This is a genomic window from Microbacterium sp. AG238 (assembly GCF_003610405.1).
Lineage (GTDB): Bacteria > Actinomycetota > Actinomycetes > Actinomycetales > Microbacteriaceae > Microbacterium.
In genome coordinates this window covers 460,605-487,169 of record NZ_RAQC01000002.1, presented here as the reverse complement: position 1 = coordinate 487,169, position 26,565 = coordinate 460,605, and the positions used below count along the sequence as shown (strand labels likewise).

Below are 26,565 nucleotides of genomic sequence, written 5' to 3'. Positions count from 1 at the left end.
CGGGGCCTCACCGTAGCGGGCTCCCGCCTCAGCTGCGCACGCGCTGAGGCGGGACCGCGCCGCGGGCGCGTCTCCGTTGCGAGCGCGCACCGCGGCGCGGGGTCGCCGGTCGCGCGGCACCGGCGACGGCCGCAGCCGCCGCCTCAAGCGACTCGTGGGTGCCGAGGTCGGCGCCGTGGCCGCTCTCGGCGTCGAATGTCGTCGGCACCGGACCGGTGGTCACGAAGCCGGCGTACTGGCCGTCGAGGGTCGCGACGAAGAAGTCGGCATCAGCCTGTCGCCAGACGAGCGAAGGCGCGGAAGTAGAGAGTGTAGAAAGCACGATGTCCTGAGAAGAAGCGCGCACAGCACGGTGCGCAGGGAAAGATGAGGGCTGGATGAACCAGTGATCGCGTCAGACGATCTGCTCGACAGTGAGCCAGACGAACGACACACGAGCCCCGAAGGGACGTCCCAACGCTAGCATGCCCCCGATGGGCGAGGGCCGGACGAGGTCATTCTCGCCAGTGGCCGATCATGTCGCGGAGTCGGACGGTCGCCGCGGCGACGAAGCCCGGGTGTGCCCGATACCACTCGGCGTGCGCCTCCGCGACGAGCGAGGGATCGACCTCGACGCCGTCCACGATCCACGAGCGCCGCGGTGATTCGGGGAGCCCCCAGGCATCGACCACCCAGTCCTCGAGGGGCGCCCGGACCGCGTTCAGCAGCGGCCGCCCCGGATCCGTCGGGTCGCCCGGTAAACCGAGGGCCGCGAGCACGCGCTCGGCGAGGGGCAGCCACACGCCGTTGCCGGGGTGGTTGACGGTGCGCATCAGTTCGGCCGATGACGGCCGCAGCAGATCCGATGCGGCCACATCGATCGACGCCTCGCGCCGACGCAGCTCGGCCAGCGAGTCGCTCTCGATCCGCCGCACCGTGCGGCGATCGGGTCGCGACACCGTCGGGAGCCCCGCGGCAGCGGCGAGTGTGCGGATGTCGTGGTAAGCCACGATCGGCGGCACCTCGTCGATCCCGTCGACGTGCAACGCCGCCTGGAACGGATGCAGCCCCGCGTAGCGCACGACCGGGAAGGTGACGAGGCGCGCGGATGAGGAGAGCGATGCGGCCAGCTGGCGGGTGCCGAGACGCAGGCCGTGGTAGTCGTCGCGCACGGGCTGCGCGACGAGGAACGATGCCCGCGGAAGCAGCTCGTGCAGCCGCTCGACGTCTGCGGCATCCATCTCATGGACGGGAGGCACCCGGAGCGTTGGACGGTCGGCGGCGTCGAGGACGATCCGCATCGACTCCGCCTGGCAATTGCCGACGACGAGCCCGAAGCCCTCGGGGAGGTCTGCACCTCGGAACGGGACAGGGGTGTGAGGCATCCCACCACTGTGTCCGTTCGCGCCGCGAGACGACGCCGTTTGCCGTCAGGCCCGGGAATGCGCTACGGCAGACCTCGCCCGATGCCGTCGCACGCCGTCGCGGTTGGCGCACCTCACCGAGCAGTAGCGCTGCCGGCCGTTGCGGGTGACGTCGACCACGACGTTGCGGCACGGGTCGCCGGGGGCGCGCCCGGCCGCGCAACGCGACAGGCGCTCCATCCCCCGCGTCGTCACATGGAGCGCCGTGCCGACGGCGACGACCGCGCCCAGCACCTGCGGCAGCCGCTGATCGTCGTCGCGGTAGTGGAGATGCCACGCGCCGTCGTGGTCGGTCAGGCGGGGGTACGCGGTCGCCGCCGCCATGAGCCGGTTCAGCAGCGTGGCACGGAGCGCCGGCGTCTCGGCGTCGACGACCTCGAGCCAGGAGTCGATGACCGCCCGGGTCGACGCGAGGTCGGATGGAGCCGCCGGAGCGTAGATCGCGGTCATCCCGAACTCGTAGGTGCGCGCGACGATGCCGTCGCGATCGCTCGGCCAATCGTTCGCGAGCGAGGCGGCGAGGAGAACCGCATACTCCCCGTAAGGGTTGAGTTGCATAACGGCATTACATCACGATCGAGTCATGACTCCGTCGCCATCCGCATCGCCATCCGAATCGCCCACCGCACCGCTCCCTGCTCGCATCCACGAGCACGGCTGGACGACCGAGTCGGCGCACCGGACGTCGGACGGGATCGTGCGCTACGTGCGGTGCGACGGATGCGGGACGCGACGGGTCGACCTGCAGACGGCGGGATCGCACGCGCCGGTCGCGCAGAGCGCAGAAATCCGTCAGCCGATTTCACCCGGATGAGTGAGACGCCACCACTCCGTGGGCGGTTCGATGTCGCCGTCGAGCACGACGGGCACGGTGACCGACTCGGGGCCCGCCGTCCACGTGATCTGTCCCAGCACCTCTCCGTCTATCCAATCCCGGGGCACGCGCACGTCACCGTCGACCGTGATGGGCGTGTCGGACCACGTCCGCAGCGACGCCCCCTTTTCCAGCACGACTCGTACCGAGCTGCCCCACGCCGTCGTGTACTCGCCGATCTCCTGCCCGTGCTGTGCGACCGAGGTGTCATGGAAGCCATCGGCCAGGCGCCGCAGGACACCCAGAACGCTGTCCGCCACGCCGCCCTTCGATGACCCGCCGAGGGCCACCCCCACGACGCTCAACGGCTCGGGAAGGCCGACGTCGACGGATGCCGTGTAGAGGAGGTTCGCGCCGCTGTCATCGAGCGTTCCGGTCTTGAGCCCCGTTATCCCGCTCTGGCCGAGCAGCCCGTTGGTGTTGGCCAGGCGCCCCAGCCCCGGCAGGTTCAGAGACGGCGTCGCGGCGATAGCCGCCACCGTCGGGTCCGCCGCCGCGATGCGCCCGAGCGCGATGAGGTCGCTCGGAGTGCTGGTGTTGCGTGGATCGAGGCCCGAGGGCTCGACGATGTTCGTCCTCTCCAGCCCGTTGGCCACCAGCCATCGGTCGGCCGCAGCACGGAAGCCCGACACCGACCCGAATGCCCAGACGGCGATGGCTTCGGCGTAGTTGCTCGCTGAGGGGATGAGCATCGTCGCCAGCGCGTCGCGCAGCGACAGCGAACTGCCGATCGGCATCGGGGCGATCGTCGCGTCGCGCACGAAGTAGGCGTCGTAGAGCGCGTGATCGTCGCGGTCGAAGGTGAGCGTCGGCCCCCGGTCGCCGTCCGCGATCGGATAAGCGTCCAGGACCACGAGCGCGGTGACGAGCTTGGTGATGCTGGCGATGGGGCGAGGGTCGTCGCCGCCGTGAGTCATCCACACGCCGGCCGCCTCGGGCCCCAGGTACGCTTCCGCGCCGGCGACGGACAGCGCCGCGGCCCCGTCGGCCGTGAAGGCGATGTCGACCGCTGCCGCCGGAACCGGGGCTCGCGGGATCGACACCTCGCCCGTGGCCGGCTTCAGCGGGGCGGTCAGCGCCCACGCGGCATACCCGCCGGGCGCACCGAGCACGATCGCCGCGGTGACACCGGCGGCGATCCACCCGCTGCGTCGGCGTCGGCGACGGGACGCCGCCACTTCCGACGCGGTCATCACCGTCTCGGGAGCAGACGCCGCGAAGAGGCCGTCGAGGTCGGCGACGTCGTCGTCACTCGGGTCGCGTCGCGCCATCTCATTCCCTCCGTCGTCACGTCCATCGTCACGCAAACGTCATACTCGCGGATGATTCGGGGCTCTCAGCGAACCCCTAGTCTTGAGGCGATCTTGAAACAAGGGGGTTGCACGTGCACCGCAAAACACTCCGATGGGCCGCGCCGGCCGCGGTCGGTCTCGTCTTCGTGCTGGCCGGTTGTACGGCCGCGGACGGGTCCGCGAACGACACCGAGGACTCGCCGCTGAACGAGTATTTCTCCGCCTTCTACGGCGGCGATATGAGCGAGGAGGAGCAGCAGGCCCGGTTCGAGAAGGAGAACAAGCAGCGCGAGGAGCTCGTCGCGCAGTGCATGCAGGACGAGGGTTTCGAGTACATCCCCGCGCCCACCAACGCCTCGTTCAGTTCGGGCACGGAATGGAAGCCCGAAGACCGCGAGTTCGTCTCCCAGTGGGGCTACGGCGCCGTGAAGTATCCCGACGCCGACGCGGAGCCTGCGCCCGAGCAGCAGACCACCGATCCCAACTCGGACTACGTCACGGCCCTCTCCGAGTCGGAGCAGGCTGCGTACTACGAAGCGTTGTACGGCCCGACCCCGAGCGAGGAGGAGATGTCCGAGGACGGCTCCTACGAGTACAACTGGGAGACGTCGGGCTGTCACGGCTGGGCCAGCCACGAGATCAGCGGCGACGACCCGCTGCAGTCCGACGAGTTCGCCGACGTCATGGACGCCATCACGAAGTTCTACGAGAGCACCGCCTCGCTCCCCGCCATCGCCGACATCGACCGTGAGTGGGCCGCGTGCATGGACGCCGCGGGGTACCCCGGATTCGCCGCGCAGACCGATGCCCAGAACTCCATCTACGACGAGCTCAACGCCGTGTACGAGAACATGACGGAGACCGGCCCGGACGAGGCGACGATGGACGAGATCCACGAGCGAGAGGTCGAGCTGGCCCTCGCCGACCTCGACTGCCGCAAGGAGACCGACTACCGCGCCAAGTACCAGAAGGCGCAGTACGAGGCCGAAGAGCAGTTCATCGCCGATCACAAGACGGAGCTCGAGGCGATGAAGGCGGCGGCTGAGCAGGCTCGTCCGTGAGCGACGGCCGCGTGAACGACGCACCAGAGCCCGATGACTCGTTCGACGACCTCGTCGCAGATCCCCTGAGCCCGGCCGAAACCGCCGACGACGGCCCGGATGCCGCGGCCTCCACGACACTGTCGAGCGGCGGCCGGTTCGCCGTCTGGCGGTCGGTGGCCGCCCGCAACCGCGTGCTGTGGATCTCCGCGGCGGTCGCCGTGGTCGCGCTCGTCGGCGGGCTCCTCGTCGGGCGGTTCGTCATGGCGCCCGCCTCGGCCGCGGCCGACGACGCCCCCGCTCCCGGTCTCGTGACGGTGCCGGTGGAGTTCGGTCCGCTCAGCAATGACGTCACGATCCGCGGCGAGGTCGGGTTCGCCGACCCCGTCGAGGTGAAGATCGACACGTCCGCGATCTCGGGTCCGGCAGTGGTCACCGGACAGGTTCCGGCACTCGGAGCCGAGCTGACGCAGCTCTCCGTCGCGCTCGAGGTGGCCGGGCGTCCCGTGATCACGCTGCCGGGCGAACTGCCCGCCTACCGCACCCTGCGATTCGGGGTGGCCGGCCCCGACGTCGTGCAGTTCAAAGAGGCGATGCGTGCCGTCGGCATCGATGCGGGCGACCCCGGTAACGACGTTTTCGACGAGCAGGCCGCGAATGCGGTCACCGCGCTGTACGCGGCAGTCGGCTACACCGGCCCCGAGTCCGAGGAGGACGGCACGAGCAGCGTCCGGTCGGCCCAGGACAACGTCCGGTCCGCCGAGCAGGCCCTCGCCGCCGCGCGCGGAGCCCTGAACGCGGCCGGGCGAGACGGCAATGCCATCGCACGTGCCGACCTCGAGGTCGCGAATGCGCGCGCGCTGCTGCAGGGCGCGCGCGAGAACGGCGCCTCGTGGGACGAGATCGTCGCGGCCCAGAACCAGGTGGCCACCGCCGAGCTCGCGCGCGAGCAGCTGAACGCCGCGCCCGACACGAGCAGCGAGCGCGCGGCGGTCGACGCCGCGGCCAGCCAGCTCTCGCAGGCGCAGGACGACCTCGTGCGCGCCCGTCAGCAAGCCCTGCCCGCGCTTCCGGCGGGAGAGGTGCTCTATCTCACCGAGCTGCCGCGCCGTGTGGACGCGGTGTCGGCCGAACGCGGCAGCATCCTCTCCGGTGCGGCGATGACCGTGTCGGGCGCGACCGTGGCTCTGACCGGATCAGCTGCGGAAGCCGACGCCAAGCTCCTGACGGTCGGCTCGACCGCCAGCTTCGCGCTGCCCGACGGGACCGAGCACGCTGCGACCGTCACCGCGGTCGACCCCGGAACGGGCGGGGAGAGCCGGTGGAAGGTCAGCCTCGAGCCGGCCGCGCTGACCCCCGAGCAGATCTCGCAGCTGCAGGGCACGAACGTGCGCGTCACGATCGCCGTCGGCGCGACGGCGGGCGATGTGCTCAGCGTTCCCGCAGCGGCGCTGACGGCAGGCCCAGGCGGCGAGACGAGAGTCGAGGTCGTCGAGGGCGACCCGCGCGACCCCGACGCCCGCACCCGCCTCGTCGTCGTCGAGACCGGTCTCTCCGCCGGCGGCGCCGTCGAGGTGCGAGCTACCGACGGTGAGCTCGCGGAAGACGATCTCGTCGTGGTCGGGCGATGACCGACGCCGCCATCGTCACCTCCGATCGCCCCGCCGCCCCGGACGAGTTCGTCGACGTCATCCGATCGGATGAAAATCCACCGGTAATCGAGCTGCGCGATGTCACCCGTTCGTTCCCCGGCCCACCGGAGGTGCAAGCACTCAAGGGCATCAACCTGACGGTCTCCGACGGTGAGTACGTCTCGATCGTCGGGCCGAGTGGATCGGGCAAGTCGACGATGCTCAACATCCTCGGACTCCTCGATCGGCCGACCGTGGGCGAGTACCGCCTCGCGGGCGAGCTGACCGGCGGCTATACCGAAGACGAGCGGGCAGCGGTGCGTGCACGACGACTCGGCTTCGTCTTCCAGGCGTTCCACCTGATGCCGCGGCGAACCGTGCTCGAGAACGTCATGCTGCCGATGCTCTACAGCGGCACGCCACGCGGCGAGCGCGCGGAGCGCGCACGAGCCGCCCTCGACCGGGTCGGCCTCGGTCACCGCGTCGACTTCCGTCCCGGGCTGCTCTCGGGCGGTGAGCGACAGCGGGTGGCGGTGGCGCGTGCCGTCGTCACACAACCCCGCGTCATCCTCGCCGACGAGCCGACCGGCAACCTCGACCAGGCCACCACCGCCGACATCATGGCGTTGTTCGAAGAGCTCAACGCGGGCGGGCTGACCTTCGTCGTCATCACGCACGATCAGGGCGTGGCTGATCGTGCGGCTCGGCGCATCCGCATCGCGGACGGCCGGATGAGCGAGCTGAGCTGATGGCCGCGCTCTGGAAGAAGCTCCGCAGCCGGCGGTCCGACCGCTCGACCGACACTTCGGCGACGACGACCGCGGTTGCCGAAGCCCGCCAGGTGGCACGCGCCGATCGCTTCGGGTTCGGCGACCTCGTCCTCGAGGCGACGACCGACATCGGCTCGCGCCCGGGGCGTCTGGTGATGACCGTCATGGGCACGGTGCTCGGCATCGGCGCGCTCGTGGCGACCATCGGCTTCGCACAGACCGCCGCCGGGCAGATCGCTCGGCAGTTCGATGCCGCTGCCGCAACCCACCTGAGCATCGGTCCGAGCGAGGCGCAGGCACGCGGCGGCCAGCGGGTCGCGACCGCCTCGCTGCCGTGGGATGCGCCGGCGCGCCTCGAGAACCTCGCCGGCGTCGAGTCGGCCGCCGTGCTGGCACCGGTCACGCTGCGCGAGAACACGATCACCGCCGTGCCGATCAACGATCCCTCGATCGCCGCTGCCGCTCCCCCGGCGCTCTTCGCGGCCTCGGGCGAGTTCCTCGACACCCTCGGCGGGCGCATCGTCACGGGTCGGTCGTTCGACGCCGGACACGATGCCCGCGGCGATCGCGTCGCGATGCTCGGCTCCCGCGCCGCCGAACGCCTCGCGATCAATCGCATCGACACACAGCCCTCGGTGTTCATCGGCGGCGTGGCTTACGCCGTCGTCGGGATCTTCGACGAGCTCGACCGCCGCGCCGAGGTCGTCGACGCCGTCGTGATCCCCACCGGTGCCGCGCGACAGGACTTCCAGCTCGCCTCCCCCGGTGACGCCATCGCGCGCATCGTGGTCGGCACCGGACCGCAGCTGCGTCAGCAGGCACCTCTGGCCCTCGCGCCCGACGCGGTCGACACGCTCGAGGTGAGCGCGCCGCAGGGCCGTTCCGATCTCGCCCGCGACGTGCAGGGAGACGTCAACGTCGTCTTCCTCATCCTCGGCGTCATCGTGCTGCTGGCGGGAGGCCTCGGGATCGCGAACGTCACGACCCTGTCGGTGCTCGAACGCACCGGCGAGATCGGGCTGCGACGCGCGCTCGGGTCGACCGGAAGGCAGATCGCCGGACAGTTCGTCGTCGAGTCGATCGTCATCGGACTGCTGGGCGGCCTGATCGGGTCGGCCCTCGGCGTGTTCGCCGTGATCGGCGTATCGATCGTGCAGCAGTGGTCGCCCGTCCTCGATCCCTGGGTGGCTCTCGGCGGAACCGTGCTCGGAGCGATCATCGGGCTCGCAGCCGGCGGCATCCCGGCCCGGCGCGCGTCACGCATCGAACCGGTCGTGGCGCTGCGCGGCAACGCCTGATCCCGCCCATAGCGCGGACGGCGCCCGAGCGCCAGTCCTCCTCGCCTCGAGTCGTCGAGGTCTACCGTTGCTCGCGGTGGGGACGGCCGAGGACGAGGACGCGGGATGATCGACAGTGTCGCGAGCGATGATTCCGTCCTCCCTGGCGTGCTCCTCGCGGGTCGGTACCGCGTTGTCGAGGCGATCGGCTCGGGCGGCATGGCCCGCGTGTTCCTCGCGCGCGACGAAGCGCTCGGGCGTCCGGTAGCTGTCAAGGTGCTGCGGTCCGAGCTGACCGACAGCACCGCGTCGGACCGCGCCGCGATCGAGACGCGGCTACTCGCGTCACTGAATCACCCCGGCCTGGTGACCCTGTTCGACGCGCATCTGAGCGACGAGCCGCGCTTCCTCGTCATGGAGCACGTGGTGGGGATGACGCTGTCGCAGCGCATCGCGACGGGGGTCCTCGACGACGGGGAGCTGACCGCGCTCGGCTCTCAGCTCGCCGACGCACTCCACGTGGTGCACGACGCGGGAATCGTGCACCGCGACGTGAAGCCGTCGAACATCCTCCTCGCCCGGTCGACGGTGCCCGGCGTGCCGCTGCGCGCCAAGCTCGCCGATTTCGGCATCGCCCACCTTCTCGACAGCGACCGGGTCACCTCCCCCAGCCTGCTGATCGGCACCGCCGCATACATCGCGCCCGAACTGCTGCACGGCGCTGATCCCGCCCCGCCGTCGGACATCTACGCGCTCGGTCTGGTGCTGCTCGAAGCAGCGACCGGCGAGCGCGCATTCTCCGGGTCGGAGGGCAATCGCGGTCAGCTGCTGGCGCGCCTGTCGCGTGACCCCGACATGCCTCCGATGCTGGACCACCCGTGGCGCGACCTCCTCTGCGCGATGACCTCGCGGCGTCCCGACGACCGTCCCACGGCGCTCGAGGTGATGTCGCGGCTGAGTCGTCGTGGCTCTGGCGCCTCGGGTGGCGCCGCGCCAGCCGCACCGGCTGCGCCTGCCGCGAGGAGAGGCGACGATGAGAACGCATCTCGCACCGCTCAGGCGGATGTCGCGACCGCGGCGTGGCCCGTCACCGAGGCTCGGGATCTCGAGACCACGACGGCATCCGATGCCCCGGTAGCCGCGACCGCCGCCCTGTGGGCACGCGGCACGACAGCAGAACCGGGCATCGAGCCGCTGTTGGGGTCGCCACCCCTCCGCGCCACCGGTGCCTCGACGGCGGCTCGCGGAACGACCACGCGGCGCCGGAGGCGAACGGCGATCACCGTCGGCGCCGCATCCGTCGGCGCGATCGGAGTAGCGCTCACCGCTCACCTGCTGCTGATGCCGCCCCCGGCCTCGCCGACGACGAATGTGACCGTACCCGCCGTCGTGGAGACTCCGGCAGACATCTCGACGGGCAACGGCGTCGCCGACGTCGAGGCTCCGACGGACGAGACCCCGGCGGCGACCGAGACGGTCGTCACGCCGGGGACGGGCGACGCCGGAGATGACACGCCGGCCGGGGCGGTCCCCGCCGGGGCGACGACCGTCGACACCCCCGCCGCGCCGGCCCAGAACAACGGGTTGGCCCCCGGCTCGAACAGCGGCAACGGGAACGGAAACGGCCCCGGCTCGAACAGCGGCAAGGGACCGGGCTCGACGGGGCCCGGTAAACCGGACAAGCCCGGCGGCTGAGCCCTCAGCGTCCGTCGGCGGAGGTGAGCAGTGCTCCCGCGTGGGCCAGCTCGGCGAGCGCGGCGGCGCTCGACTCCTCGGCGACACCCGCGACGAGGTCGGTCAGGATGCGCGCGCGACGACCGTGCGCGATCGCGTCGAGTGCTGACGCGCGCACGCAGTAGTCGGTCGCGATGCCGACGATGTCGACGTCGACGACCCCGTGCCGGGTCAGCAGGTCGGCGACGGCATCCCCCGCTTCGGTCGTGCCCTCGAAGAGCGAGTAGGCGGGCACCCCCTGGCCCTTCTTCACGTGATGGGTGACGGCGGAGACGTCGAGCTCGGGGTCGTACTCGGCTCCCGCCGTATCGGCGACGCAGTGCACCGGCCAGGTCTCGACGTAGTCGGGCTCACCGTCGGCGAAATGTCCGCCGTTGTCATGATCAGCGTGATGCCAATCGCGCGAGGCCACGATGATCTCGTAGTCGTCGGCGTGATCCCGGAGGTGACGCGTGATCGCGGCGGCGACCGCGTCACCTCCGGTCACACCGAGCGCTCCGCCTTCGGTGAAGTCGTTCTGGACATCGACGATGAACAGGGCACGGGTCATGCGTCGAGGCTACGCTCCGCGTCCGCGCGGCGCACGGCCCGTTCACGACGCCACAGCTTCGACGGCCACCAGATGGCGGCGCCGATGTCGTGGGCGAGCGCGGGAACGAGGAGCGAGCGGACGACGAACGTGTCGAGCAGCACTCCGAACGCCACGATGAACGCGATCTGCGCGAGGAACAGAATCGGGATGACGCCGAGGGCCGCGAACGTCGCTGCGAGCACGAGTCCCGCCGAGGTGATGACCCCGCCTGTCGCCACGAGTCCTCGCGCGATGCCCCGACGGGTTCCGTGCTCGAGCGTCTCTTCGCGCACCCTCGACATGAGGAAGATGTTGTAGTCGACTCCGAGCGCCACGAGGAACACGAAGCCGTACAGCGGAACGGCGGGGTCGCCTCCGGGGAAGTCGAACACGTGATTGAACACGAGAGCGCTCACGCCCAGCGCCGTGCCGAACGACAGGATCGTGCTCAGGATGAGCAGCACCGGCGCCAGGATCGAGCGCAGCAGCAGCATCAGGATGAGCAGGATCACCACCAGGATGACCGGGATGATGACGGTGCGGTCGCGGATCGAGGTGTCGTTGGTGTCGACGTCGGTCGCGGTCGTCCCGCCCACGAGGACCTCGGGCGCCTCGTCGGCGAAGGTCGCCCTCAGGTCGCGCACGGTCTGCTCGGCCTCGAGCGAGTCGGCGGGGTCGGTCAGCGTCACCGAGAGCAGGACATCGCCCTCCGACACCGTCGGCTCGGGCACCGGTGCGCCCGGCGGGCCCGCCGCGGCGAAGACGGGCTCGCCGCCCTCGAGAGCCACGGAGACCTGACCGGTCGGTGAGTCGGCCGCGATGGCGGCGACCGAAGAGATGCCGGGGTTCTCGTCGAGGATGACGAGCGCGTCAGCCAGACGGCCCTCGGGAACGATGACGGATGCCGGGCTGCCCGACCCCGCGGGAAAGTGCTCGGCGAGAGCGGCCTGCCCGTCGCGGGCTTCCGAGGTTCCGAGCACGAGGTCGCTCGAGGGCACACCGTTCGCGTTGAGCTGCAGCACGCCCGCGGCGCCGACGAGAAGCACGACCGTGCTGATGATCCAGACCGGGCGGGCGCGGCGCGCGACGAAGCGCGCCTGACGCGGCCACAGCCCGCGGACCGGCTGACTCGGGTCGTCGGGGAGATCGATCGCGCCGGTGCGCGGGATGAACGGCCAGAACGCGGCTCGACCGCACAGCGCCAGGAGGGCCGGCAGGAAGGTCAGCGCCGAGAGCATCGAGAAGGCGATGCCGATCGAGGCGATGGGGCCCAGCGCCTTGTTGCTGGCGAGATCGCTCAGCAGCAGGCAGAGCAGGCCCGCGATCACGGTTCCCCCCGAGGCGAGGATCGGCTCGACGGCGCCCTTCCAGGCGCGCAGCGTCGCATCCCACCGTGACGCACCGGCCCCGATCGCCTCTCGGTAGCGAGCCGTGTACAGCAGGGCGTAGTCGGTCGCGGCGCCGATGACCAGGATGAACAGGATGCCCTGCACCTGTCCGTTGAGGACGACGATGTCGGCCTTCGCGAGCCACCAGACCGTCAGCAGCGCGACGCAGAGCGCGAACACCGATGTGAGGAGGACGAGGATCGGCAGCAGCGGCGACCGATAGACGATGACGAGGATGACGAACACCGCGGCGAGCGCGACGAGGAGAAGAAGTCCGTCGATGCCGAGGAAGCCCTCGGCGAGATCGGCCGTGAAGCCGGCTGGTCCGGTGACCCACGCCTCCACGCCTGCGGGAAGGTCCTTCTGGACGAGGACGCGGATCTCTTCGACGACGTCGCGCACCTCACCCGAGGCATCGACGGGAACGAAGACCTGAACCGCGAGACCGTCCTCGGACGGGATGGGCGGCGAGACCTCACCGACTCCCTCGAGCTCGCCGATGGCGGCGGTGAGCTCGGTGAGTGCTGTCAGCTGGGCCTCGTCGAGCGGGTCGGATGCGGCGGCGACGACGACGGCCGGGATCTCTTCGCCGCCCGTGAAGTCGGTCAGGCGTTCGCTGACCTGCGTCGCATCGGCGCTGGCGGGCAGGAACGACGACTGATCGTTCGTGGCCACTTCGCTGACCCGCCCGAAGTACGGCCCGCCCACGGAACCGCCCACGATCCAGACGAGCACGAGCAGGGCGGGGATGCCGATGCGCAGCCAGCGCGGCACAATTCGTTCGCTCTTCACGTAGGTAGCTTATCTAGCTATTTCGAGACGCGCCACCTCACGGCCAATCGCCGCGCAGACTCAGCCGCGCGCGAAGAGGACGACCCAGGATGCGACGAGGGAGACGACGCCCACCGCGAGGAACCCGGAGGACAGACCGACGAGCAGGTGATGGGCGGGCGGGCGCCGGGTCAGCCGCATCCTCCCCCGCCACCCGCGCCGATACCAGATGTCGGCCCGATCGCGGCCGGCCAGAAGCGTCGCCGCGTGCTCGTCGACCCGCGCACTGTTGGCTTCACCCTCATCGTCGAACCACCGGACCCACGTGCCATCGGCCTCATGATCGACGAGAGCTTCGGCCGCCAGCCATGTGCCGTCCATCGCCCACAGCGCGAGGAACGCGATCCCGAACACGGCGGCACCGCCGAAACCCGCCCAGCTGAGGATCTCCAGGACCGCGTCGATGGTGCTCGTCACGCGCACCGCCGACTCGGGAAACAGGTCGCTCGCGCCATGCACTCAGTATGGTTCACGCGCGGCGCAGGTTCACGCGGGACGCAGCAGCACCGAGAGAGAGGCGAGCGTGCGCTCGAGCTCGATGGAGGGCTCGAGCAGCCACTGGATCTGCAGGCCGTCCGACGCCGCGATGAGCAGCGCCGCGAGCTGCTCGGCGGGCACATCGTCGCGAACGGTTCCGGCTCGCTGCTCGGCGCGAAGCCTCACGGTCAACTCACCACGGATGCGCTCGAATCGCTCGGTGAAGAATCGCTTGCCGTGCTCGCTCCCCGCCTCGAGCGCCCCGGCGACGAGGATCGAGTAGAGCTCGACGAGGCCGGGCACCTCGAGGTTGTCGACGGCGGCGCGCGTCATGACGCCGACCGCGGTCTCGGGCGGAACGGGGTTACGCCGACCACGCTGCGTCTCGGCGTGCTCGTAGACGGCGACGAGCAGCTGCTCGCGCGATTCGAAGTAGTGCAGCAGCGCAGCGTGCGAGACCCCGATGGCCTCGGCGATGCGCCGCAGCGACGTGCCCTGCAGGCCGCGCTCCTGGAAGACCTCGATCGCGCGGTCGAGGATCTCCTGGCGCCGCGCGACGCCCTTGGCGTAGGCGCCCGGGCGCCCCATCCTCGCGCGATCGTCGTTGCTCACAGGGCGACTGTAACAACAAAACCTCCACCTGGATGTATTACGTGTTAGCGTGACGTCGTGCCACCACAGGCACCCCGCACGATGACGTACGAAAGAAGGTCGACTGTGACTCAGGTCCAGGCATCCGTCCAGCTCTATTCGCTTGCGAAGGAGTTCTCCGCCGACATGTCCGGCTCGCTGGCGAAGCTCGCCGAGATCGGATTCGCACACGTCGAGGCGTTCGACTTCGTCTCGCGCCCGACCGAGATCCGCGCGGCCCTGGATGCCGCCGGTCTCACCTCGCCGACCGGTCACGCTCCCCTGCTGACCGACGAGCTCTGGACGCCCGACGGCTCCATCCCCACACCCGCGCCCGAGGTCGTCTACGAGGCCGCCGCCACCATCGGCATGAAGACGGTCATCGACCCGTTCGTCGCCCCCGACCGCTGGCTCACCGAAGAAGGCGTCGCCGACATCGCCGAGCGCCTCAACGCGCAGGCTGAGATCGCTGCAGGGTTCGGCCTGAGCGTCGGCTACCACAACCACGCGCAGGAGTTCGTCGCGTCGTTCGACGGTCAGAGCGCCTACGAGCGCTTCGTCTCGCTCCTCGACGAGCGCGTCACCCTCGAGCTCGACCTGTTCTGGGCGCTGACCGGCGGCCAGGACGTGCCTGCCCTGGTGAAGAGCCTCGGCGACCGCCTCATCGCCGTGCACGTCAAGGACGGTGTCGTGCCGGCATCCAACCCCTGGGCCCCCGGCGCCGAGCAGTTCGGCTCGGACAGCCTCGACCAGCGCCACGCCGGCACGGGCGATGTGCCGCTCGCCGAGTCGCTGCGTGCCGCGACCGCACTGAAGTACGCGGTCGTCGAGTACGACAAGGCCCCCGGAGACGTCTTCGCCGACGTCGCCGCCAGCCTGGCGTTCCTGCGTGAGAACGGCGTCAGCGCATGACCGGGCCCGTCGGAGTCGGTTTCGTCGGCGTCGGTGTCATCAGCGACACCTACCTCGAGAACCTGGGCTCGTTCCCCGATGTCCGCGTCGTCATCCTCGGCGACCTCGACGTCGACCGCGCCAAGGCTCAGGCCGAGAAGCACGGCGTCGCGGAATGGGGCACGACCGATGATGTCCTCGCCCACCCCGACGTCGACGTCATCGTCAACCTGACGATCCCCGCCGTCCACGTCGAGATCTCCTCGCGAGCGATCGCCGCGGGCAAGCACGTCTGGACCGAGAAGCCGCTCGGCCTCGATCGCGAGAGCACCGCGGAGCTCCTGCGCCAGGCGGATGCCGCGGGCCTGCGCATCGGTTCGGCGCCCGACACGCTTCTCGGCCCCGGCTTCCAGACCGCGAAGCGCGCGATCCAGAGCGGTGTGATCGGCGAGCCCATGTTCGCCTCGACGGCTTTCCAGACCGTCGGCCCCGACCTGTGGCACCCGAGCCCCGCGTTCCTCTTCGCCCAGGGGGCCGGCCCGCTGCTCGACATGGGACCGTACTACTTCAGCGGTCTCGTCAGCCTCTTCGGTTCTGTCGACCGGGTGGCTGCCGTCGGGCGCAAGAAGCTCGAGGAGCGCACGATCCAGGCCGGCCCCAACGCGGGCACCGTCTTCCCCGTCGAGGTGCCCACCACGATGCAGGTCGTCACGGCCTTCGAAGCGGGCCAGCAGGCGGCGAGCCTGCTGAGCTTCGACTCCGCACTCGAGCGCCACGGCGTCTTCGAGGTTCACGGCACCGAGGGCTCCATCGTCCTGCCCGACCCCAACCAGTTCGAGGGACGCATCGCGTACGTCAAGGCGCGCACGTCGATCTCGGACGGCAACTGGGGCGAACAGGAGTGGATCGAGATCGAGCAGGAGGGCAAGCTCACCGGCCGCGGCCTGGGTCTGCTCGACATGGTTCGCGCGATCGCCGAGAACCGGCCTCACGTCGCCACCGGCGAGCTCGGGTACCACGTGCTCGACGTCATGCTCTCGGCGCAGGAATCGGCTGCCTCGGGCGAATTCGTGAAGGTCGCGAGCACCGTGACGCCCGTGCCCACCGTGCCCGTCGACTTCGACCCCTTCGCCGCGACGCTGTAACGCCCACGGCGACCCGCCGAGCGGGTAATGCGAAAGGCCCGGACTCTTCGGAGTCCGGGCCTTTCGTTGTGGAGCCGCCTAAGGGAATCGAACCCTTGACCTATTCATTACGAGTGAATCGCTCTGCCGTCTGAGCTAAGGCGGCGCGCGTCGCTGTGCGATGCACGATCAGCAATGTTACATGTTCTCCGACCCCGCCGCGAACCGGCGGCGAGGCCCGCGGCCTTATACCGGGAGACGCCGTGTTACGCGACGATTACTCGCCGTCCGGCGGTGGCGCTTACCGTCGTAGCGCACCGCGATGAGGCGAGCGCGACCCCGGTCGCGCATGGGCGGGCCACCGCCCCGCGGTGCCCGATCCGAGGAGCACCACTCATGTCCAAGCGACTTCTGACCGCGGCCGCCCTGGCCCTCCCCCTGACCCTTCTGCTGGGCGCGTGCGCGTCGGACGCGGGCTCCGGCGACGCCGACGATGCCGCACAGGACGGCCCCGTCCGCATCGGTGTCGTGGGCGCGGGCGACCCCTACTGGGAGACGTACAAGGAAGCGGCCGCCGACGAGGGCATCGAGGTCGACATCGTCGACTTCACCGAGTACACGCAGCCGAACCCGGCTTTGTCGGCGGACGAGCTCGACCTGAACCAGTTCCAGCACATCATCTACCTCGCGACCTACAACGTGAACGCCGACGACGACCTCGTGGCCATCGGCTCGACGGCGACCTACCCGCTGGGCCTGTACTCGACGCAGTACGACTCGATCGACGACATCCCCGAGGGCGCGACGGTCGCCGTCCCGAACGACGAGAGCAACCAGGCCCGGGGCCTGCTCGTGCTGCAGGCGCAGGGCCTCATCGAGCTCAAGGACGGTGGCTCGGTCTTCTCCACCACGGCAGACGTCGAGCCGGGATCGAAGGTCAAGGTCGAGGCTCTCGACGCAGCTCTGACCGCGACCTCGCTTCCCGATGTCGCCGCAGCGATCATCAACAACGACTTCGTCGAGGATGCCGGGCTGACGTTCGACGACGCGCTCGCGACCGACGACCCCAGCGACCCGAGCGCACAGCCCTACATCAACATCTTCGCCGCCAAGGCCGAGGACGCCGACAACCCGACGTACGAGAAGCTCGTCGAGATCTTCCAGAACACGAAGGCCGTGACCGACGGCCTCCAGGAGGCTTCGGGTGGATCCGCCGTGCTCGTGAAGACCCCCAAGGACGAGCTCGCCTCCGCCCTGAAGCAGGTCGAGGACGACGTCCGCGCCAACCAGTGACATCATGCGTGTGCGGCCCGCTCCACAGGACGGGCCGCACACGCATGTCCCGTTCGAGGAGCCCCCGCATGACCCTGATCCGCCTGTCCGGCGTGACAAAGCGCTTCCCACCGTCCACGAAGGGCGGCGACCCGGTCGTCGCCGTCGATGGCGTCGACCTCGAGATCGAAGCCGGAACCGTGTGCGGCATCGTCGGCTACTCCGGCGCCGGGAAGAGCACCGTGCTGCGCTTGGTCAACGCCCTCGAAACGCCGACGAGCGGGAGCGTCGAGATCGACGGCCGCGACATCACGGGGCTTCGTGAGCGCGAGCTGCGCGCCCTGCGCGGCGACATCGGCATGATCTTCCAGCAGTTCAACCTGTTCGACTCTCGCACCGTCGCGGGCAACGTCGCGTACCCGCTGGAGGTCGCCGGGCACCCGCGCGCCGAGGTGAAGCAACGCGTGGCGGAGCTGCTCGAGTTCGTCGGGCTGTCGGGCAAGGCCAAGAACTACCCCGAGCAGCTCTCGGGTGGTCAGCGGCAACGGGTCGGCATCGCTCGGGCTCTCGCCACGAGTCCCCGCATCCTGCTCGCCGACGAGGCGACGAGCGCGCTCGACCCCGACACGACACAGGAGGTGCTCGCCCTCCTGAAGCGCATCAACGCCGAGCTCGGGGTGACGATCCTGGTCATCACCCACGAGATGGAGGTCGTTCGCGCGATCGCCGACCGCGTCGTCGTGATGGAGCACGGTCGCGTCATCGAGAGCGGAGACGTCTTCGATGTGCTCTCGGCACCGTCGCATGACGCCACGCGCCGTTTCGTGGCGAGCATCATCGACGAGGCCCCCACGGGCGAGAAGCTCGCCGCGCTGCGCGCGCGGCATCCCGGTCGCATCGTCACCTTCACGATCCGCGAGGGCGAGTCGCCGCAGGCGGACGTGTTCGCGGCACTGTCGTCGCACGGTGTGCGGTTCGAGCTGATCCACGGCGGCATCAACGACATCCGCGGGCGAGTCTTCGGGCACCTGACGCTCGCCCTGTCGGGAGAGACGGATGCCGTCGACCGTGCCGTGGCCGCGGCATCCGCCCACGCACCGCTCATCGAGGAGGACTCCCGTGGATAGGCTCATCGACCTGCTGCCCGACCTCTGGCCGGCGACGGCCGAGACGCTCTACATGATCACGCTGAGCCTGGTGTTCGGCGGTACCGCGGGATTTCTCATCGGCCTCGCGCTCTACGCGACACGGGCCGGCAGCCTGTTCCCCAATCGTGTGGTGTTCGGCATCGTCAACGTGATCGTGAACACCTTCCGACCGATCCCGTTCATCATCTTCATGGCCGCGGTGCAGCCTCTCGCGCGCGCGTTCAGCATTCGCGGCATCGGCATCGAGTTCGCGGTCTTCGCGATCTCGATCGCATCGATGTTCGCCATCGGACGCATCGTCGAGCAGAACCTGCTGACGGTACGGCCCGGGGTGATCGAGGCCGCCCGCGCCGCCGGCGCGAGTCGCTCGCGCATCCTCTTCCGGCTGGTCCCCCGCGAGTCGCTCGGCCCGCTCGTGCTCGGCTACACCTTCATCGTGGTCGCGCTCGTCGACATGACTGCGGTCGCCGGTGCCATCGCCGCGGGCGGGCTCGGTCAGTTCGCCCTGGTGAACGGCTTCCGCCAGTTCAACCCGTGGGTGACCTGGGCGGCCGTGATCATCATCATCCTGCTCGTGCAGGGCGTGCAGTTCCTCGGCAACGCCCTCGCCCGCCGCATCCTTCGCCGCTGACGCCCTGCCGCCTGTCGGCCGCGCACCGCCTCGGTCAGGCCGAGGCAACCCCACCCGAGGTCCCAGTTGGGCCGGATATGGCGACACCATTCCCGGCCCAACTGGGACCTCGGCGTGCTCGCTAGCCTGGCACGATGCTCTCGGATACCGATCTGGTTCGGATCGCGCACGATCTTGCAGCAACTCCCGGAGTGGTCGCGGTGGCACTCGGGGGCAGTCGGGCGCGCGGAACACATGCCCCCGACTCGGACGTCGACCTCGGCGTCTACGTCGATGGGCGGACTATCGACCGCGCCGCCGTCTCAGCGACGGTGTCTCGCTGGGCTGAGGCACCGGTCACCGTCGGACACGCGGGGAGCTGGGGCCCGTGGGTGGACAGCGGAGCATGGTCGACGATCGCGGGCATGCCCGTGGACATCATCATTCGTGACGTCGACCGGGTTCGAGCTCAGATCGCGAGGGCGCGTCGCGGCACGTTCGCCTTCCACGCACAGCCGGGGCATCCTTCCGGGTTCCTGGATGTCGCCTACGCCGGCGAGGTCGCCCTCGCGAAGCCACTCGTCGATGGCGCCCGTTTCCTGCGCGACAACGCCGCTTCCCTCGACCCTTACCCGGAACCGCTGCGGCGGGCGTTCATCGAGGACCTGTGGCAGGTGGATTTCCTCGTGGATGCCGCAGCGAAGGTCGCCGACCGCGGCGACACCGCCTACGTCGACCTCTGCCTGAGCAACGCGGCCGTGCGACTTGCCTACGCATGGCACGCGCACGCCAGAGTCTGGGCCATCAACGAGAAGGGCATCGTGCCGGGGGTCTCGCGCCTCCCGTCCGCACCCGGCGACTTCGGCGTTCAGGTCACCGCGGCGCTCAGCGCGGTTGGCGCCTCACCCGAGGGCGTCCAGGCAGCAATCGAGATGTTCCGGGCCCTGCCCCGGCCTCGCTGAGCCGGCGAGGTCCCACTTCGGCCGGGAACGGCGACGTCATTCCCGGCTCAACTGGGACCTCGCGGCAAGCACGGCGTCACCTCGGCGGACGAACCTCCCCGAGGTCCCACTTGGGCCGGGTTTCGGGGCAGCATTCCCGGCCGAACTGGGACCTCGGGTGGGAGGGCGAGGGGCAGAGGCCTAGCGGCAGACGAGTCCGTCTTCGGGAACCGTGTCGTCGATGAAGAAGGCCTCGACCGCGTCGTCGACGCACGAGTTTCCCTTCTGGAACCCGGTGTGTCCTTCGCCCTCACGCGTGATGAGCACGCCTGAGGCGAGCTGATCGGCCAGCGACTCCGACCATTCGTACGGGGTGGCGGGATCGTTGGTCGTGCCCACGACGACGATCGGTGCGGCACCGTCGGCCGTGATCTCGCCCCGCGTGCCCGTCGGCGGGTAAGGCCAGACAGCGCAGGCGTCGACACCCTCCCAGTACGGCGCGACTGTCGGGGCTTCTACCGCGAGGCGTGCCTTCGAGGCGGCTTCCGCCTCGGGGTCGTTCTCGACCGGGTAGTCCATGCAGTTGTAGGCGCGGAACGCCTCGGACGAGTTGTCCTCGTAGCGCCCGTCGGCCGTGCGCGCGTAGTAGAAGTCGGCGAGCAGGAACGCCGTCGCCGGGTCACCGGTGAGCGTCTGCGCAAGAGCCTGGCGCAGGATGGGCCAGTTGTCCTGCGAGTACAGAGCCGCGATGATCGCGGTCATCAGCGAGTCAGCGCCGAGCCGCCGACCATCGGATGCCGGCAGCGGCGAGGCATCGACGCTCGCGAGCAGCGTGCCGAGGTCGGTCATCGCGTCGTCGACAGAGCCGCGGAAGGGGCAGTCCTCCTCCTCGAGGCAGGCCGCCATGAACGCACGCAGCGCCGACTCGAAGCCGACCGCCTGGGTCGCGCTGACATCGAGGGACGACACGCTCGGGTCGATCGCCCCATCGAGCACAAGGCGCCCGACGTTCTCGGGGTACAGCTTGGCGTACGTCGCACCGAGGAAGGTCCCGTACGAGTAGCCGAGGTAGTTGAGCTTCTCGTCGCCGAGCACCGCACGCAGCAGATCCATGTCGCGCGCGGCGAACTCGGTCGTGATGAAGGGAAGGATGCCGTCGCTGTTCTCATCGCAGGCGGCGGCGAACTGCTCGTTGCGGGCAGTCAGCTCCGCTTCCCATTCGGGCGTGCCGCGGGGCGCCGCCGGGATGTCGAAGAAGTAGGCATCAGTGCCTGCGGCGTCGAAGCAGGCGACCGCGCTGGAGCGCCCCACTCCGCGCGGGTCGAACCCGATGACGTCGTAGGCGTCGGCCAGCACCGAGCCGACGGCGAACTGGGCGCTGTCGGCGATCAGGTCGTACCCGCTCGCGCCGGGGCCGCCGGGGTTGACCAGGAGCGAGCCGAGCGCGTCGCCTGATCCCGCGGCACGCCGAACGACGGCGAGCTCGATCTCGCCGGCACCCGGGTCGTTCCAATCGCGCGGGGCGCGCACCGTCGTGCAGTCATACGTTCCCGAGTCGGCGCCCGAGCAGGAAGCCCAATCGAGCTCCTGCCCGTAGAACGGCATGAGATCAGCTGAGACACCCTCGGTGACAGGGGTGCGGCTCGGCGCGGGCGAAGCCTGATCGGGGCTTCCCTTGAAGACGCATCCGGTGAGGACCGTCACCGTGGCCGCGGCGATGGCGACGACGGTGACCAGACGACGGGGAGCTTTCACGGTGTCCTTCCGCTGGCGACGGTGATGAGCATGCTCTCGAGAGCGAGCAGGGGCGCCGCGTTGCCTTCGAGGGCGCTGCGGGTGGCCGAGATGCGATCGAGGACGACGAGTGTGCGGTCGGGGGTCCATGCCGACGCGAGAGCGGCGAGCTCGCTCGTCAGCTCCCGATTGATCAAGTCGCCCTCGCGGCCGAACTGGAGCATCAGCGTGTCGCGATACATCGATTCGAGATCGGTGAGGACGCGATCGATACCGTCGCGCAGGCTGCGGGTGGCGCGGCGCTTCTGGTCGTCTTCGAGCGCGCTCAGCTGACCACGCACCGCAGGCGGGACGGGCGCGCCCGGTGCGACCCCGAGCGTGCGCCGCAACGCCTCACGCTCGGACTCGTCGCGTTCCGCCGTCAGGGCTTTCGCGTCCTCGGTCGCCGCGCTCACGATCCGGCCGGCCGTCTCGACGGCGTCGGACACCCCGCGCACCGCCAGCACCGCGCGCAGCGTCGCATCGCGGCGCTCCCGAGAGGCAGCATCCGTGGCCAGACGCTGGGCCATGCCGATGTGTCGCTGGGCAAGGCGAGCGGATTGCTCGGCCACCGCGTCGTCGACCCCCGTGCGCGCAGAGATGAGCCGCGCGACATCCGCCACGTCGGGCTCACGAAGCCGCAGCGTGCGTACGCGCGAGCGGATCGTCGGCAGCAGGTCGGCATCGCTCGGCGCGCACAGCACCCAGACCGTCTGCTCCGGCGGCTCTTCGAGAGCCTTGAGCAGCACGTTGCTCGTGCGCTCGACCATCCGGTCGGCGTCTTCGACGACGATGACGCGGTATCGGCCGAGCGACGGCGAGAAGTACGACCGTTCGACGAGGGCCCGGGCGTCGCGGATCGAGATGACGACGCCCTCCGTGCGCAGTGCCGTGAGATCGGGGTGGGTACCGGCGAGCACTTGCCGCATCGCGGCTTCGTCGCCCGGCTCGGCGATCAGCGCGGCCGCGAAGGCGTGCGCGAGCGTCGAGCGCCCCGAGCCGGGCGGGCCCGTGATGAGCCAGGCGTGCGCGAGCTGCGCGGGATCGGATGCCGCGGCCTGCAGCGCCGCCACGGCGGAGTCTTGGCCCCAGACCTCGCCCCACGGCGGTGCGAGCGGAGCGGAGACGGTCATGGGTCCAGCCTACGGGGAGCCTCCGACCTCGGTGACCCCGCATCGGGCGGGCGACGGCTCCCTCGTCGGCGCCGACTCAACCGCGCAGCGAGCGTTCGACGCGAGCCCGGATCTCGACGGCGAGGTCGACCGGCGGGCGAGTCGCGTCGAGCACGAGGAACCGCTCGGGTTCCGCTGCGGCGAGCCCGAGGAAGGCGGTGCGCACACGCTCGTGGAAGTCGGCCTTCTCGGCTTCGAGCCGGTCGAACGGCTTGTCGTCGGCGTCGAGACGGGCCCGCGCGGCCGCGGGATCGAGGTCGAGCAGCACCGTGATGTCGGGCAGCGCGCCGTCGGTGGCCCACAGCGACAGGTCACGCACCTCGCCGGCATCCAGGACGCGTCCGGCCCCCTGGTAGGCCACCGACGAGTCGAGGTACCGGTCCTGCACGACGACGGCGCCGCGGTCGAGGGCCGGACGGACGACGGTCGCGACGTGGTGTGCCCGGTCGGCGGCGTACAGCAGGGCTTCGGCGCGCGGCGCGATGTCGCCCCGGTGATGCAGGACGATGTCGCGGATGAGCACGCCCACGTCGCTGCCGCCCGGCTCTCGCGTGCGCACGACCTCGCGACCGCTCTCGCGGAGCCAGGCCTCGAGAGCGGTCGCCTGAGTCGTCTTACCCGACCCGTCGCCGCCCTCGAGGGTGATCCAGAGTCCGCGGTCGGCGGAGCCGGTCACTTCTTCTTTGCCGCGGGCTTGCGCGTCGTGGTGGTCTTGCGCGCGGCCGTCTTGCGCTTGGGCGCGGGGCCCTTGGCGCGCTTGTCGGCGAGCAGCTGGACGGCGCGTTCGAAGGTGACCTCTTCGGCGTTCTCACCGCGCGGGATGGTCGCGTTGGTCTCACCGTCGGTGACGTAGGGACCGAACCGGCCGTCCTTGAGCTTGATCGGCTTGCCGCTGGTGGGGTCGGCCTCGAACTCCTTGAGCGCGCTGGATGCGGCGCGGGCGCCGTACTTGGGCTGCGCGTAGACGGCGAGAGCTTCTTCGAGCGTGATGTCGAACAGCTGCTGCTCACTGGCGAGCGTGCGCGAGTCGGTGCCCTTCTTCAGGTACGGGCCGTAGCGGCCGTTCTGCGCGGTGATCTCGTTGCCCGACTCGGGGTCGACGCCCACGACGCGAGGAAGCGACAGCAGCTTGAGCGCCTGTTCGAGGTCGACCGTGTCGACGCTCATCGACTTGAAGAGCGACGCCGTCCGCGGCTTGGGGGCCGCTTCCTTCTTCTTCGTCGTCTTCTTCTTGGCGGGCGCGACCTCACCGGTCGACTCGTCGACGGTCTCGTCGGGCTCGGGCTCGAGCTCCTGCACGTACGGGCCGAAGCGCCCGTCCTTGACCACGATGAGCTTGCCGTTCTCGGGGTTCTCACCGAGCACCCGGTCACCGGCGACGGGAGCGTCGATGAGCTCCTGCGCCTTCTCGGGCGTCAACTCGTCGGGCGCGAGGTCGTCGGGCACGTTGACGATGCGCGTCTCGCCGTCGCCGACCGGGACGTCGAGGTACGGACCGTACTTGCCGAAGCGCAGGGTCGCCACGTCGCCGATGGGCGTCGCGTTGAGCTCGCGCGCATCGATGTCGCCGAGGTTCTCGACGATGTTGCGCAGACCCACGTGGTTGTCCGAGCCGAAGTAGAACTCCTGCAGCCAGGCCTCACGCGCCTGCTCGCCCCGGGCGATGGCGTCGAGGTCGTCTTCGAGGGCGGCCGTGAAGTCGTAGTCGACGAGGTCGGAGAAGTGCTGCTCGAGCAGCCGCACGACGCTGAACGAGAGCCAGCTGGGCACGAGCGCCTGGCCGCGCTTGGTGACGTAGCCGCGTTCGAGGATGACGTCGATGATGCTCGCGAAGGTCGACGGACGCCCGATGCCCTTCTCTTCGAGCGCCTTGACGAGACTCGCCTCGGTGTAGCGGGGCTTGGGGCTCGTCGCGTGGCCCTTGGGCTCGACATCCGACAACGCCAGCTTGTCGCCGACGGCAACCGGCGGCAGCGACTGGTCGGCCGAGCGGTCGTTGTCGCCGCGCTTCTCGTCGTTGCCCTCTTCGTACGCCTCGAGGAAGCCCTTGAACGTGTAGACGGTTCCGGATGCCGTGAACGCGGCGCGCTTGCCGCCGGCGTCGACCTCGAGCGTGACGGTCGTGGTCTCGTACTTCGCGTCGGACATCTGGCTGGCGACGGTGCGCTTCCAGATGAGGTCGTAGAGGCGCTGCTCGTCGCGGTCGAGGCCGGAGGCGACGGACGCGGGAGTGCGGAACTCTTCACCCGACGGACGGATCGCCTCGTGCGCCTCCTGGGCGTTCTTGGCGTTGTTGCGGTACGAGCGCGGGCTCGCGGGAACCGCGCGATCGCCGTAGAGCGCGACCGCCTGCGTACGCGCCGCCGTCACGGCCTGCGCCGAGAGCGCGGTCGAGTCGGTACGCATATAGGTGATGTAGCCCTTCTCGTAGAGACGCTGGGCGACGCTCATCGCGTGCTTGGCGCTCATCGAGAGCTTGCGGCCGGCCTCCTGCTGCATCGTGGAGGTCGTGAACGGCGGCTTGGGGCTGCGGGTTCCGGGCTTGGCCTCGACCGCGGTGACGGCTGCGGTGGCAGCCTTCTCGATCGCGGCGGCGAGCTCGCGGGCGTCCTTCTCGTTGAGGACGACGACCGCCTTCTTGAGTGAACCGGTGTCGTCGAAGTCGGTGCCGCGGGCCAGCGGGGCACCGTCGAGCCGAGCGAGGCGGGTCGAGAACGAGCCGCCGTCCTTCGCGGCATGGGCCTCGATGTCCCAGTACGAGGCGGAGACGAACGACATCCGCTCGCGCTCGCGCTCGACGACCATGCGTGTGGCGGCGGACTGCACGCGGCCGGCGCTCAGTGCCTGACCGTCGCGGCCGGAGCCGATCTTGCGCCACAGCACGGGTGAGACGTCCCAGCCGTAGAGGCGGTCGAGAACGCGGCGGGTCTCCTGGGCGTTGACGAGCGCGAGGTCGAGCTCGCGTGTGTTGTCGGCGGCCGCGCGGATGGCGTCCTTGGTGATCTCGTGGAAGACCATGCGCTTGACGGGAACTTTGGGCTTGAGCACCTCGAGCAGGTGCCAGGCGATCGCCTCGCCCTCGCGGTCTTCATCGGTGGCGAGCAGGACTTCGTCGGCGTCCTTCAGGGCGCGCTTGAGCTCGGCAACGGTCTTGGTCTTGCGATCGCTGACCACGTAATACGCATCGAAGCCGTTGTCGACGTCGATGGAGTACTTGCCGTACGCCTGCTTCTTGTCGGCCGGGATGTCCTCTTTCTTAGCGAGGTCCCGGATGTGCCCGACCGAGCTGAGCACTTCGTACTCGTCGCCCAGGTAGCCCTGGATCGACTTCATCTTGGTCGGGGACTCGACGATGACGAGTTTCTTGCCGCCTGCCACGAGTCTTCCTTTCTCCAGCGCACACCATACACGCGCCACACGGTGGAAGACGCTGGGAACGGCGCGCCATATCCTTATGCCGGCATGTCGGCGAGCGAGGGCCGCGCGGGCGCGCGCGTGCCCGCGGAATACACCCTCGGGTGGGCCGTATGCGACCGCCGGCTGCACGGGGGCGCCGGCATACGGAACCACGCATTGCGGATGACGGCTGAGCATCGAATGCGCGACACCCATACGATCGCAGCACGCCGGCGGTTCCTGATCAGTCCCACTCGGCCAGGCCCGGTGGCTGAAGCGACCGGGCCGCTCTCCCGGATGGAAGGTGCGCGATGGCGATC

General features: G+C 69.9%; 23 protein-coding genes and 1 tRNA gene. 11 read left to right on the top strand and 13 right to left on the bottom strand.

Annotated elements, in window-relative coordinates:
* Positions 1-28: 28 nt before the first annotated feature.
* The 4 genes from DEU36_RS13880 to DEU36_RS13860 all read right to left on the bottom strand — a co-directional run bounded on the left by DEU36_RS13880 (position 29) and on the right by DEU36_RS13860 (position 3,548).
* Positions 29-346, bottom strand: a complete 318-nt coding sequence (locus DEU36_RS13880; RefSeq protein ID WP_147374419.1) for a hypothetical protein — start codon at positions 344-346, stop codon at positions 29-31.
* 148 nt (positions 347-494) lie between these two features.
* Positions 495-1,364: a WcbI family polysaccharide biosynthesis putative acetyltransferase gene (locus DEU36_RS13875; protein ID WP_120264911.1), complete on the bottom strand. Its 870-nt coding sequence runs from the start codon at positions 1,362-1,364 to the stop codon at positions 495-497.
* Positions 1,365-1,409: 45 nt separating this feature from the next.
* Positions 1,410-1,961 (bottom strand): CGNR zinc finger domain-containing protein, encoded by a 552-nt coding sequence (locus tag DEU36_RS13870; protein ID WP_120264910.1) that lies wholly within the window; start codon positions 1,959-1,961, stop codon positions 1,410-1,412.
* A 234-nt stretch (positions 1,962-2,195) separates the two neighbouring features.
* A complete protein-coding gene (locus tag DEU36_RS13860; RefSeq protein ID WP_120264908.1) occupies positions 2,196-3,548 on the bottom strand; it encodes a D-alanyl-D-alanine carboxypeptidase family protein in 1,353 nt (450 codons plus the stop codon).
* 113 nt (positions 3,549-3,661) lie between these two features.
* Here DEU36_RS13860 and DEU36_RS13855 point away from each other — a divergent pair, with 113 nt between their 5' ends.
* The 5 genes from DEU36_RS13855 (at position 3,662) to DEU36_RS16230 (ending at position 9,982) form a co-directional block, all read left to right on the top strand.
* On the top strand, positions 3,662-4,630 hold the full coding sequence (locus tag DEU36_RS13855) for a hypothetical protein (protein ID WP_120264907.1): 969 nt from the start codon (positions 3,662-3,664) through the stop codon (positions 4,628-4,630).
* Entirely contained in the window at positions 4,627-6,240 is a 1,614-nt protein-coding gene (locus tag DEU36_RS13850) for a hypothetical protein (protein ID WP_259455385.1), read from the top strand. The genes DEU36_RS13855 and DEU36_RS13850 overlap by 4 nt, the downstream gene beginning before the upstream one ends.
* The gene (locus DEU36_RS13845; protein ID WP_120264906.1) at positions 6,237-6,989 is read left to right on the top strand and encodes an ABC transporter ATP-binding protein; all 753 of its coding nucleotides are present in this window, start codon (positions 6,237-6,239) and stop codon (positions 6,987-6,989) included. The genes DEU36_RS13850 and DEU36_RS13845 overlap by 4 nt, the downstream gene beginning before the upstream one ends.
* The gene (locus DEU36_RS13840) at positions 6,989-8,308 is read left to right on the top strand and encodes an ABC transporter permease (RefSeq protein ID WP_120264905.1); all 1,320 of its coding nucleotides are present in this window, start codon (positions 6,989-6,991) and stop codon (positions 8,306-8,308) included. Before DEU36_RS13845 ends, DEU36_RS13840 begins: the two co-directional genes overlap by 1 nt.
* Positions 8,309-8,413: 105 nt before the next feature.
* Complete coding sequence (locus tag DEU36_RS16230) at positions 8,414-9,982, top strand: serine/threonine-protein kinase (RefSeq protein ID WP_220700933.1); 1,569 nt, start codon at positions 8,414-8,416, stop codon at positions 9,980-9,982.
* 4 nt (positions 9,983-9,986) lie between these two features.
* Here DEU36_RS16230 and DEU36_RS13830 read toward each other — a convergent pair whose 3' ends face one another.
* The 4 genes from DEU36_RS13830 to DEU36_RS13815 all read right to left on the bottom strand — a co-directional run bounded on the left by DEU36_RS13830 (position 9,987) and on the right by DEU36_RS13815 (position 13,876).
* The gene (locus DEU36_RS13830; protein WP_120264904.1) at positions 9,987-10,571 is read right to left on the bottom strand and encodes an isochorismatase family protein; all 585 of its coding nucleotides are present in this window, start codon (positions 10,569-10,571) and stop codon (positions 9,987-9,989) included.
* Complete coding sequence (locus tag DEU36_RS13825; RefSeq protein WP_259455384.1) at positions 10,568-12,772, bottom strand: efflux RND transporter permease subunit; 2,205 nt, start codon at positions 12,770-12,772, stop codon at positions 10,568-10,570. Before DEU36_RS13825 ends, DEU36_RS13830 begins: the two co-directional genes overlap by 4 nt.
* Before the next feature lie 60 nt (positions 12,773-12,832).
* On the bottom strand, positions 12,833-13,228 hold the full coding sequence (locus DEU36_RS13820; protein ID WP_120265175.1) for a hypothetical protein: 396 nt from the start codon (positions 13,226-13,228) through the stop codon (positions 12,833-12,835).
* A 69-nt stretch (positions 13,229-13,297) separates the two neighbouring features.
* A complete protein-coding gene (locus tag DEU36_RS13815) occupies positions 13,298-13,876 on the bottom strand; it encodes a TetR/AcrR family transcriptional regulator (protein ID WP_120264903.1) in 579 nt (192 codons plus the stop codon).
* Positions 13,877-14,065: 189 nt separating this feature from the next.
* Here DEU36_RS13815 and DEU36_RS13810 point away from each other — a divergent pair, with 189 nt between their 5' ends.
* Together DEU36_RS13810 and DEU36_RS13805 are read left to right on the top strand one after the other, a co-directional pair.
* Entirely contained in the window at positions 14,066-14,830 is a 765-nt protein-coding gene (locus DEU36_RS13810) for a sugar phosphate isomerase/epimerase (protein ID WP_183045433.1), read from the top strand.
* Positions 14,827-15,954: a Gfo/Idh/MocA family protein gene (locus tag DEU36_RS13805; RefSeq protein ID WP_120264901.1), complete on the top strand. Its 1,128-nt coding sequence runs from the start codon at positions 14,827-14,829 to the stop codon at positions 15,952-15,954. Before DEU36_RS13810 ends, DEU36_RS13805 begins: the two co-directional genes overlap by 4 nt.
* Before the next feature lie 69 nt (positions 15,955-16,023).
* Here DEU36_RS13805 and DEU36_RS13800 read toward each other — a convergent pair.
* Positions 16,024-16,099: transfer RNA gene (locus tag DEU36_RS13800), tRNA-Thr, on the bottom strand.
* A 230-nt stretch (positions 16,100-16,329) separates the two neighbouring features.
* Between DEU36_RS13800 and DEU36_RS13795 the strand changes: the two genes are divergently transcribed.
* The 4 genes from DEU36_RS13795 (at position 16,330) to DEU36_RS13780 (ending at position 19,925) form a co-directional block, all read left to right on the top strand.
* A complete protein-coding gene (locus DEU36_RS13795; protein ID WP_120264900.1) occupies positions 16,330-17,226 on the top strand; it encodes a MetQ/NlpA family ABC transporter substrate-binding protein in 897 nt (298 codons plus the stop codon).
* A 68-nt stretch (positions 17,227-17,294) separates the two neighbouring features.
* Entirely contained in the window at positions 17,295-18,332 is a 1,038-nt protein-coding gene (locus DEU36_RS13790; RefSeq protein ID WP_120264899.1) for a methionine ABC transporter ATP-binding protein, read from the top strand.
* Positions 18,325-18,984, top strand: a complete 660-nt coding sequence (locus DEU36_RS13785) for a methionine ABC transporter permease (protein ID WP_183045406.1) — start codon at positions 18,325-18,327, stop codon at positions 18,982-18,984. The genes DEU36_RS13790 and DEU36_RS13785 overlap by 8 nt, the downstream gene beginning before the upstream one ends.
* A 134-nt stretch (positions 18,985-19,118) precedes the next feature.
* Positions 19,119-19,925, top strand: a complete 807-nt coding sequence (locus DEU36_RS13780; RefSeq protein WP_120264897.1) for a nucleotidyltransferase domain-containing protein — start codon at positions 19,119-19,121, stop codon at positions 19,923-19,925.
* Between the two features lie 180 nt (positions 19,926-20,105).
* Here DEU36_RS13780 and DEU36_RS13775 read toward each other — a convergent pair whose 3' ends face one another.
* From DEU36_RS13775 to topA, 4 genes are all read right to left on the bottom strand, one after another.
* Positions 20,106-21,659 (bottom strand): alpha/beta hydrolase, encoded by a 1,554-nt coding sequence (locus DEU36_RS13775; protein ID WP_120264896.1) that lies wholly within the window; start codon positions 21,657-21,659, stop codon positions 20,106-20,108.
* Positions 21,656-22,810 (bottom strand): DNA polymerase III subunit delta', encoded by a 1,155-nt coding sequence (locus tag DEU36_RS13770; protein WP_120264895.1) that lies wholly within the window; start codon positions 22,808-22,810, stop codon positions 21,656-21,658. The genes DEU36_RS13775 and DEU36_RS13770 overlap by 4 nt, the downstream gene beginning before the upstream one ends.
* A 76-nt stretch (positions 22,811-22,886) precedes the next feature.
* Positions 22,887-23,525 carry a dTMP kinase gene (tmk, locus tag DEU36_RS13765; protein WP_120264894.1) on the bottom strand — a complete coding sequence of 213 codons (639 nt, stop codon included), beginning with the start codon at positions 23,523-23,525 and terminating at the stop codon, positions 22,887-22,889.
* Entirely contained in the window at positions 23,522-26,227 is a 2,706-nt protein-coding gene (topA, locus tag DEU36_RS13760) for a type I DNA topoisomerase (protein ID WP_120264893.1), read from the bottom strand. Before topA ends, tmk begins: the two co-directional genes overlap by 4 nt.
* Between the last annotated feature and the right edge of the window lie 338 nt (positions 26,228-26,565).

Bases quoted from the DNA above. Each gene is read 5' to 3' on its own strand.
- DEU36_RS13870 (WP_120264910.1), bottom strand. From the start codon at position 1,961: ATGCAACTCAACCCTTACGGGGAGTATGCGGTTCTCCTCGCCGCCTCG.
- DEU36_RS13770 (WP_120264895.1), bottom strand. From the start codon at position 22,810: ATGACCGTCTCCGCTCCGCTCGCACCGCCGTGGGGCGAGGTCTGGGGC.
- DEU36_RS13780 (WP_120264897.1), top strand. From the start codon at position 19,119: ATGCTCTCGGATACCGATCTGGTTCGGATCGCGCACGATCTTGCAGCA.
- DEU36_RS13805 (WP_120264901.1), top strand. From the start codon at position 14,827: ATGACCGGGCCCGTCGGAGTCGGTTTCGTCGGCGTCGGTGTCATCAGC.
- DEU36_RS13860 (WP_120264908.1), bottom strand. From the start codon at position 3,548: ATGGCGCGACGCGACCCGAGTGACGACGACGTCGCCGACCTCGACGGC.
- DEU36_RS13840 (WP_120264905.1), top strand. From the start codon at position 6,989: ATGGCCGCGCTCTGGAAGAAGCTCCGCAGCCGGCGGTCCGACCGCTCG.
- DEU36_RS13875 (WP_120264911.1), bottom strand. From the start codon at position 1,364: ATGCCTCACACCCCTGTCCCGTTCCGAGGTGCAGACCTCCCCGAGGGC.
- DEU36_RS13790 (WP_120264899.1), top strand. From the start codon at position 17,295: ATGACCCTGATCCGCCTGTCCGGCGTGACAAAGCGCTTCCCACCGTCC.
- DEU36_RS13845 (WP_120264906.1), top strand. From the start codon at position 6,237: ATGACCGACGCCGCCATCGTCACCTCCGATCGCCCCGCCGCCCCGGAC.
- DEU36_RS13810 (WP_183045433.1), top strand. From the start codon at position 14,066: ATGTCCGGCTCGCTGGCGAAGCTCGCCGAGATCGGATTCGCACACGTC.
- DEU36_RS13815 (WP_120264903.1), bottom strand. From the start codon at position 13,876: ATGGGGCGCCCGGGCGCCTACGCCAAGGGCGTCGCGCGGCGCCAGGAG.
- DEU36_RS13795 (WP_120264900.1), top strand. From the start codon at position 16,330: ATGTCCAAGCGACTTCTGACCGCGGCCGCCCTGGCCCTCCCCCTGACC.
- DEU36_RS16230 (WP_220700933.1), top strand. From the start codon at position 8,414: ATGATCGACAGTGTCGCGAGCGATGATTCCGTCCTCCCTGGCGTGCTC.
- DEU36_RS13830 (WP_120264904.1), bottom strand. From the start codon at position 10,571: ATGACCCGTGCCCTGTTCATCGTCGATGTCCAGAACGACTTCACCGAA.